Source organism: Vibrio sp. McD22-P3, from assembly GCF_021568915.1.
In the GTDB taxonomy this organism is placed as follows: Bacteria; Pseudomonadota; Gammaproteobacteria; order Enterobacterales; family Vibrionaceae; genus Vibrio; species Vibrio mediterranei.
The window spans coordinates 1-8,755 of record NZ_JAKGTN010000047.1 but is presented as its reverse complement, the minus strand read 5'-3'; the positions used below and the strand labels follow the sequence as shown (position 1 = coordinate 8,755).

Here is an 8,755-nt window from a genome sequence, read left to right as displayed (position 1 = left end):
AGTCGGACTGGGTTATCTAACACTTGGTCAACCGTTAGCCTCCCTGTCTGGTGGTGAGTGCCAACGAGTGAAGTTATCGAGTGAGCTACACAAAACTGGTAATGTTTACATCCTTGATGAGCCAACAACGGGGTTGCATGTTTCCGATGCGGCAAGAATTATCAGTATCTTTGAAAAACTCGCAACAAAGGGCAATACAGTCATTCTTATAGAGCACAACCTAGATGTGATGACCAAAGCCGATTGGATTATCGACGTCGGCCCAGATGGTGGTGAAAGAGGTGGAGAGATCTTGTTTGAGGGGACACCAAAAACACTTATAGAAAAGTCCAACTCTCACACTGCCCGCTTTTTGAGAAACTACTTAGAAACATAGATATCAAATTACAAGAGGGTATTTGTCAGTATTAGAATACCTATCAAGCTTAATCGAAAGTAGAGCCCAATTGAACTTTATGTATCATGAATACTGTTATAAGGTAATCATGAATTTTATAATGTGAGGCTTTGTTGCTTAATTCAGCTTAAGAGCGAACGCTAGTTAAATCGTTCGCATTTTAAACAATATACTGAGTTTCGGGCATACCTATCCCAGTTAGCTTGTTGAGTGCTTTGATCATAGCGTAAGTCTCACCAACTTGTGAGTTGTAATTTCGAAGCGTGAATGAAGCACCTAGTAGTTGTTTTACGCGATACATCGCGGTCTCTGACAATGACCGCTTATGGTAACCATACTTCTGTTTCCACTTTTTGTTCGAGCCGTAGAGTTTTTGGCAGCCAACTGCCAGGTTACGCGGATGCCCTTTCCCCAGAAAGCTGCACCTTCGTGCGGAGGGATTAAAGGTGTCGCTTTCTTAACCCTAATCGCTCTGTGACACTCTCTTGTATCGTATGCACCATCACCTGAGATTTCCTTGATGGCTCGGCGTGTTTGCTTGAGTAGGCTGGGGAGTACTTCCGCATTAGTCACACCCGATAGTGTCAGTTTAGCGACGATAATCTCATGTGTATCTGTATCAACCGAAAGATGGAGTTGACCTTGTCATCAGTACCATGCTCTTTCACTTTCCATTCTTCCTCACCATATACCTTGAGCTCTATTACATCAATGGCCAAGTGTTGGATGGCGCTTCGTGTCGAGGCTTTGAAATTAACCTCTACACCCGTAGTTCGGCGGCTTATACAGGTATAGTGAGGACAAACCAATAGGACGTTCGTCAATCTAAATACAGAGTCGATAAAACCTTATTGCGCTCTCAAAGGTAAGGAAAAAATGCGCTTTACCATGAGAGCCGTCGTGATAGCGAGATCACCAAACAGTCTTGGTCTACCACGTTTGTCCCGTTTAGGTTGTTTCCGCTCAGTTATGGTTTCCTCGTCAATCCAAAATGTGAGTGAACCTCTGTTGATCAAGGAGTTATTGTACTTGCGCTAGTTGGTGGTTTTGTAACAAGGTTTTGGCATGAAATCAAAGTCAGTAAATGAATGTCCCTGATTTAGTCGTGAGATTGTGATTTAGTTCACTTGACTTGTGCAATAAAGCCTCGAAAGGGCGTTGTTGCCTAAATCAGTTGAACCTTTTCCAAGTCCTGCGTTCTGATCCCTTGTAATGGTAAGCGCGGTGGTAACATGGGGAAAGCGAAAAAGAAGATAACTAACTGGGCGGAGTATAATAAGGCTCTGTACAAGCGTGGTTCGGTTACGTTCTGGATAGATGATTCAGCCATTGATGCATGGTAATGCAAAACTCATCATGGTAGGCGTGGTAGAGGCTTCCAGTACTCAGATACAGCGATTGAAACTGCTTTGATGATTAAGGGCATCTTCTCTCTGCCATTACGTGCATTTCAAGGCTTTATCGACTCGATTTTCAAGCTATTAGATGTTCCGCTGATATCCCCTGACTACACCTGTATCAGTAAACGCTCGAAGATGGTTCAGGTCAGATATCGCAATAAATCTAGAGGAGCTATACGGCATATAGCTATAGACTCAACTGGCCTCAAAGTTTTTGGCGAGGGTGAGTGGAAAGTGAAAAACATGGAGCAGAAAAGAGCAGAAAATGGCGTAAACTGCACTTAGCTGTAGATGTAGATACTCACGAAGCTGTTAGTGCGAAAGTCAGCCTTGTAAAAGTTGGCGATAGTGAAGTGCTACCGACGCTGCTCAATCCACTACGCAGAAAGGTCGCTACCGTATCTGCCGATGGAGCCTATGACACCAGAACTTGCTATGAGACACTGAAAAAGAAAGGTTGTACTACGTTGATTCCGCCTGGAAAGAATGCAGCACTTTGGGAGGAAGGTCATCCCAGAAACGAAGTGGTAGCAGCTCCGAAAAGTGGCACAATAGCAAAGTGGAAAGCCGAGTCTGGTTATCACTATCGCTCAATATCTGAGATCGTAATGTCTCGATATAAAGGACTCACAAGCGGTAAATTGAGCTTGAGATGTTACAACGCTCAAGTTGGTGAAATCATGGCGAATGTCAAAGCCATAAACAAAGTCATAGGACTAGGTATGCCCGTCAGAAGCTAACGGCTAATTATATATGGCGTCGTTGATCCTCTAGCTAATTTGATCAACAACGCTCCTCGAAAGTGCTAACTTTCTGAGTGTCTACAGCATCACCTTTGATTATTGCATACATGCAAATATGATTGTTGTTTCAAAGTATTTATTGATTTGCCACTCTTAAATAAACTTCTTCTATGCCCTGTAAGGGAAACGTTTAATCACATTTATGAGTGTTCTATGAAAATCAAAACAACTTTTTCAGTTCTTTCTTTAGCATTATTAGCGACTTCAACTCTTGCAGCAGAAAATCAAGTTGCATCTGTCTCGGCTGGTATTGGATTCGATAACTATGGTGCTTCACTTAAAATGCAGTATGAGAAAAACTCCGAGTCCAATGTGACTAAAGGTATTATGGAGCTCAAAGGTATAGCTGGTTCTTCTATTGGTTGGTCAAATTCGAATGAACGAGATGATAGTATTGATAGCTTTCGTGCTCGCTTTTTTAGTAACAATGCCAGCTCTGGTATAGGTGGATACCTTGATACCAATTATGATGTAGAGAAAGAAGCTGCAAATGTATCTGGCAATATAAGTTTCCTTTATAAGTATCATAAACTAGAGGTTCTACCATATGCTGGGCTTGGTTTATCAATCGTGAATGGAGAACTGCCGTTGGAGGAGAATGGTTATCCTGTAGACGACGATCACGTTACGGGTTACACAATGCCAGGTTCATTCGGTCAAGTTGGTATTTATTTTTCTTACGATATTACAGATAAACTTAATTTCACTTATAACCCAGAATATCGAACCACGTTAGGCGGTTCTGAATCCTACGTAAACAATTATTTTGATGGGGACTCTTATCAATTTTATAATGAAGTCCGATTAGGTTATCGCATTAACCAGCAATGGGACATGAAATATCACATAGAATGGTATTCTAATCAGAGTGATGTCGATGCTATTAATGGTGTCGAGATTAATTACCATTTCTAAATGCTAAGTATATTAAACGCCGAACATACTTCTAACTAATTAGTTTCAGTGAATATTCACTGGAATTTAAAACTCGAACCCCATCAGCTCCCACATGTGGTACCTTCTCGCGTTATAGTGATTCGATTTATATTGATTCCTATAACGTGGCTTTGTTGCTTAATTCAGTGAAAGAGCGAACGCTAGCTAAATCGTTCGCATTTTAAACAACATACTGAGTTTTCGGGCATACCTATCCCAGTGAGCTTATTGAGTGCTTTGATCATGGCGTAAGTCTCACCAACTGTGCGTTATAATTTCGAAGCGTGAGTGAAGGACCTAGTAGTTGTTTTACGCAATACATAGCGGTCTCCGACGATGATCGCTTATGGTAACCATACTTTTGTTTCCATTTTTTATTCGTGCTATACAGCTTTTGGCAGCCAAATACCAGATTACGTGGATGCCCTTTTTCCCAGAAAGCAGCACTCTTATGCGGAGGAATTAAAGGTGTCGCTTTCTTAACCCCAATCGTTCTGTGACACTCTCTTGTATCGTATGCACCATCTCTCGAGATTTCCTTGATGGTTCGGCGTGCTTGCTTGAGTATGTTGGGTAGCGTTTCCGCATCGGTCACACCTGATAGTGTCAGCTCTTCGCGATAATTTCAGGTGTATCTGTATCAACTGCGAGATGGAGTTTAGACTCGACGCTTACCATCAGTTCCATGCTTTTCACTTTCCATTCTCCCTCTCCGTATACCTTGAGCCCAGTTGCATCAATGGCTAGGTGTTGGATGGCGCCTCGTGTTGAGAACTTTTATAAAACAACTAGGGCGTGTATATGGTCTCCTCCATCATTGCAAGAATAACTAGTTGTTTTTGACAGGAAATGGTTGCGTTCGTATATCCGGCTTCTGTTTGAAGTCATAGACTTCGAGCCTCGATGAACTTCGCACATATCGTCCTTATCGTTGACACGGATTCTACATCCACACGCCCTATCAGGTTTTCGATATGTAGGTTTTACCTTTCTGTCATCAACTTCTATTTATCCAGCAATCCTTAGAAGGGGGTTGTTTTTAACTAAGCAGCAACTAGATATTCTTCGTTGTAGTTGCTGCCATGTTTCAGTATTGCCCAACTAACTCGGGCAAGTTTATTGGCTAAAGCCACGGCGGCTTTATTCCTTCCTCTGGTCACCACCAATCGGTCAAGCCATTTGGCCAGAGGTGTAGTCTTTCCTGAGTTAACTCTGATTACCGCTCTAGCACCATGTATCAAGAGCGTCCTGAGATAAACATCACCACGCTTACTAATACCTAACAAGTTCTGTTTACCACCAGAGCTATGCTGCCTAGGAACTAGGCCTAATGATGCAGATACCGCTCTACCATTCTTAAATTCACTTCCGTTCCCAATGTACTCATAAACTGCACTTGAGACGATTGGGCCGATCCCAGGAATATCTTGCAATCTTTGGCACTCTTCACTTTGGCTCAATAACTTGATTTTTTTGGTATAAAAATCCAGATGCTCATTTAGCTCCGTCAGCTTTTGGTAATGTTGTTCAAGCAACTCTTTGAATAGAGGACTCAAACCATTATCAACTTGTACATCGAACAGCTCTGGCAGTCGCTTGTAAACGTTGCTTACTCCTTGAGGAATTACTATTCCTTGCTCAGCCAAAATACCTCGAATACCGTTACAATTAGCCGTCCTGTCTCGCTCGCACTTTTTGCGTAATACGTGTAATGCCTTTATATCTAATTGTTCTTGGCTTTTAATGCGTACAAAGCGCATCTGAGGCCGAACAACCGCTTCTGCGATAGCTAAAGCATCGTTGTAATCGTTTTTATTGCCTCGAACATAGGGTTTAACATGCTGCGGGGCGATTAGCTTGACTTGATGCCCTAACTTTTGAATTTCTCTAGCCCAATAATGGGCACTAGAGCAAGATTCAATACCGACTAAACATTTCGGTAGTGTGCTGAAAAATGCCAATATTTCAGAGCGTCGAAGCATTCTTTTCCGAATTATTTTTCCTGCCTGATTACAGCAAACAACATGATAAACATTTTTTGCTAAATCGAGTGCCCAACAGTTGTAATATTCATATAGGTCTCCTCGCCGTTTTAACTTGTTTTCTCAAATCCAAGTTTGGCACATTGCGATGCCGTTAAGGGGAGGAGACCATCTCATCGTTGATCTTTCGTGAGTGTTTTTTGAACAGCATGGTAAAGAGTTATAATTTGCTTCGCCAAAAGTAAAACCATAACCAATACCATGACAAGAACAATGCTAACTGATATTCGCTGGGAACTGCTACTCCAAGTTATGAAAAGTACAGGTCGTATTTACGATAAAACTGAACATCGAATGACATTTGAAGGAATACTTTATCGAATGAGAACTGGTATTCCTTGGCGAGATCTACCCTCTGAGTTCGGAGAGTGGAATACCGTTTACAGACGATTTAATCTTTGGTCAAAGAAAGGGATTTTAGATAATCTTTTCAAAAGTTTATCTAGCATGGCTGATTTTGAATGGGTATTTCTTGATGGCTCTATAGTTAGAGCGCATCAGCATAGTACAGGTGCAGCTACTGAAAGTTCAGAGCAAATAGGAAAAAGTCGCGGGGCAACTCAACCAAAATTCACTTAGCCGTAGATAGTGGTGGCCTGCCGATTTGCTTTGATTTATCAGAGGGCCAACGCCACGATATAGTGAATGCCGAAAGCTTAGTTGAGCAACTCGATGAAGTTAATATCATCGTTTGTGATAAAGGATATGACAGCGAACCTTTCCGTACTTTTGTTAAGGAACGTGGCGGAGAAACGGTAATTGCTAAACGCAATTACGGACAAGATATAGACAAAGACAGTATGGATTGGTGTCTATACAAGTATCGTCACTTGGTCGAAAATGCCTTTGGGAGAATTAAGCATTATCGAGCTATTTCAAGTAGATATGAAAAGCTAGAAAGGAATTATGCCAGCATGTTATCGCTGGCATTCATGTTAATGTGGCTACCGATGTATTGTTGAACACGAAATGTACAGCAAAGATCAACACGCCCTAGCACACCTAACAGTTATTTTTTAAGTGTACTAACTGTTTCGCCTTCAAAAAATTTCGTCATGTGATTAATAAAAACCTCAGTTCTCATTGGTTTTAGCTTTTGTTCTTTGTAAACCATATTGATCGTTGTCTCCTGATATATATCTTCTTTAAGAATAGTGACGAGATTCGACTCAATATCTACTTTTTTAGCAAGAGTAGGTGTGATGAAAGCGAGTCCTAAACCCGCAATACATGCTTGGCAAGCTGCATAGCTGCTGTTTATGGACAGAGAAATAGGCAGTTTGTTTAGTAAGTCTTTTTTTGAATGATGATAATTAAAAGCGTTTTTAGATTTAATTGTTCTATGGGGAGCTTTAATATCATCAAGGCAATCAATCTTACCATACTCAGCCAAATACTCCTGAGATGCCATTAGATAGCGCTTATAGTGAACGACTTGTCTAGCTATAAGGCTTTGATTGATATCATCTCCTATATTGAACCAGATATCCACTCCCTCTTCGTTGACATTAACAAAACGATTCGAAAAATCAAGATCCAGCTTCACTTTGGGGAACGTCTTAGCAAACTGTGTAATAGGCCCCAGTAATATCAGGTTGCCTAAATCTACTGGTGCCACTATCTTCAAAACGCCTGTTGGCTCAATTTGGTTATTCATAATTTCATTTTCGGAGCGTTGCAATAAAGCTTCAACACCTTGGCAATAGCCATAAAAAGAACGACCTTCTGCAGTTAAGGTCAGTACTCGGGTTGTTCTATGTAATAACTTAACTCCATAATACATTTCTAGTTCCGTGATCTTTCTACTTACTGTGGAAGCATTGATTGCCAACTCCTCTGCGGCTTTTGATAAAGAACTCAACTCAATCACTCGTTGAAATATCTTTAGTGCATTCAGGTCAAAACCATTATTGCTTCTATGCAAAGTTCTTCCTTAATCTGAGGTATTTAAAGGAAATATAGACATTGGTAACCTTATTAGCAACTTAAATAAACGCTAAGAGACTTACTATGTTAAAAGCACTAAACAACCTAAAAGAAATGATCAATGTTGAGATCGACCCCTCTATCACCCCAATTGATATTAACTATGTACCTGATAGTGATTGCTACTCACCATATAATTTGTCAGATAGCTTCTCATCACTGCTCATGATGAACGGTCTACTTGTCGCTAATATTTGGAAGCATAAGACAGGACAAACTCAGAGTATTGTAGTTGATCACGCCAGAGCAATGGAGATGCTTTATCGACCAAACTTTATTCATATAAATGGGACTCCATTGTCTCTAGATGCATTTAAGCGATCAGAGTCACTAACTCATAAAACCAAAGAGGGCTACTTTGAAACCACGACTGCGCTGAGTCACCTTCACGATGAAACCCTAAACGTGCTTAATTGCCCTCCTAATAAAGAGGCTATTGATGCCGCGTATTTAACTAAGACGGCAGAAGAGTGGGAGGTTCTTTTCAATGAACGTGGGCTTAGCGGAACAAAGCTTAGAACACAGGAAGAATTCAGAAATCACCCACAAGGTAAAGCACTATCTGAACTACCTCCAGTTGTGGTTAAACCTTTGAATACAGGTCAGCCTATTCCCTTCCTGCCAAGTGAACGCCCGTTGAGTGATATTAAAATACTAGATGTCAGTCACATCATTGCAGGTCCTTCAATGTCAACGTTTTTGGCTGAGCAAGGCGCTGAGGTGCTGCATATTGCAAACCCGAAAGCTGAGCGGGTTAAGTCCAATTATTTAGATACGGGCTTTGGTAAAAAAAATGCTTACCTAGACTTTACGTTAGAAAAAGACTTGCAACGCTTTTTTGAACTAGTACAAGATGCTGACGTATATGTAAATGGTTATGCACCCGGACGCTTGAGTGAAAAGTTTGGTATTACTGAAGAAAAACTTCTTTCGATTAACCCTAATTTAATTATTGTCACTAGTTCTGCATTTGGCGAAGTAGGCCCATGGAAAGATAGACATGGTTGGGAAAACATTGCGCAAGCTGCGACAGGTTCTGCATTTGATCATGGATTGGAAGATCAACCTGCTTTGTGCCCTTATGGCTTTATTACGGATTATGGTACTGGATTAATGGGAGCTATGGGTATTCTAAAAGCACTTCACAACCGCGCTTTTATTGGTGGTTCACAACATGTTCAGGTGTCTTTA

Annotated in this window: 7 protein-coding genes and 4 pseudogenes; 5 read left to right on the top strand and 6 right to left on the bottom strand. The window is 41.1% G+C overall.

Annotated elements, in window-relative coordinates:
• On the top strand, positions 1-376 hold a 376-nt coding region (locus L2W36_RS26950; protein WP_329605685.1), incomplete at its 5' end, for an ATP-binding cassette domain-containing protein.
• A gap of 181 nt (positions 377-557) precedes the next feature.
• Here L2W36_RS26950 and L2W36_RS27600 read toward each other — a convergent pair.
• The 3 genes and pseudogenes from L2W36_RS27600 to L2W36_RS27590 all read right to left on the bottom strand — a co-directional run bounded on the left by L2W36_RS27600 (position 558) and on the right by L2W36_RS27590 (position 1,413).
• The gene (locus L2W36_RS27600) at positions 558-698 is read right to left on the bottom strand and encodes a hypothetical protein (RefSeq protein WP_443088410.1); all 141 of its coding nucleotides are present in this window, start codon (positions 696-698) and stop codon (positions 558-560) included.
• Positions 686-985 (bottom strand): transposase, encoded by a 300-nt coding sequence (locus L2W36_RS27595; protein WP_443088411.1) that lies wholly within the window; start codon positions 983-985, stop codon positions 686-688. Before L2W36_RS27595 ends, L2W36_RS27600 begins: the two co-directional genes overlap by 13 nt.
• Positions 982-1,413 (bottom strand): annotated as a pseudogene (locus L2W36_RS27590) (transposase). The gene L2W36_RS27595 and the pseudogene L2W36_RS27590 overlap by 4 nt, the downstream one beginning before the upstream one ends.
• Positions 1,414-1,629: 216 nt before the next feature.
• Here L2W36_RS27590 and L2W36_RS26940 point away from each other — a divergent pair.
• Positions 1,630-2,537 (top strand): annotated as a pseudogene (locus L2W36_RS26940) (IS5 family transposase).
• Between the two features lie 216 nt (positions 2,538-2,753).
• Positions 2,754-3,515 carry an oligogalacturonate-specific porin KdgM family protein gene (locus tag L2W36_RS26935; protein WP_236112029.1) on the top strand — a complete coding sequence of 254 codons (762 nt, stop codon included), beginning with the start codon at positions 2,754-2,756 and terminating at the stop codon, positions 3,513-3,515.
• Positions 3,516-3,717: 202 nt separating this feature from the next.
• Here L2W36_RS26935 and L2W36_RS26930 read toward each other — a convergent pair.
• Both L2W36_RS26930 and L2W36_RS26925 read right to left on the bottom strand, forming a co-directional pair.
• Positions 3,718-4,313: pseudogene (locus L2W36_RS26930) on the bottom strand (IS5 family transposase); the annotation flags it as partial.
• Positions 4,314-4,579: 266 nt separating this feature from the next.
• Positions 4,580-5,610 (bottom strand): annotated as a pseudogene (locus L2W36_RS26925) (IS110 family transposase).
• Between the two features lie 169 nt (positions 5,611-5,779).
• Here L2W36_RS26925 and L2W36_RS26920 point away from each other — a divergent pair.
• Positions 5,780-6,540 (top strand): IS5 family transposase gene (locus tag L2W36_RS26920; protein WP_236112028.1). Its coding sequence is split into 2 segments (ribosomal slippage): positions 5,780-6,131 and positions 6,131-6,540, totalling 762 coding nucleotides; the frame shifts between segments, so codons are not numbered across the junction.
• A gap of 47 nt (positions 6,541-6,587) precedes the next feature.
• Here L2W36_RS26920 and L2W36_RS26915 read toward each other — a convergent pair.
• Positions 6,588-7,502 carry a LysR family transcriptional regulator gene (locus tag L2W36_RS26915; protein WP_236112027.1) on the bottom strand — a complete coding sequence of 305 codons (915 nt, stop codon included), beginning with the start codon at positions 7,500-7,502 and terminating at the stop codon, positions 6,588-6,590.
• An 86-nt stretch (positions 7,503-7,588) separates the two neighbouring features.
• On the opposite strand from L2W36_RS26915, the gene L2W36_RS26910 reads away from it, so the two are divergent.
• Positions 7,589-8,755 (top strand): CoA transferase (locus L2W36_RS26910; RefSeq protein WP_236112026.1); only part of this gene is annotated, 1,167 nt, incomplete at its 3' end.

Excerpts from the sequence above, each read along its gene's own strand:
- L2W36_RS26935 (WP_236112029.1), top strand. The coding sequence starts at position 2,754 with ATGAAAATCAAAACAACTTTTTCAGTTCTTTCTTTAGCATTATTAGCG.
- L2W36_RS27600 (WP_443088410.1), bottom strand. The coding sequence starts at position 698 with ATGTATCGCGTAAAACAACTACTAGGTGCTTCATTCACGCTTCGAAAT.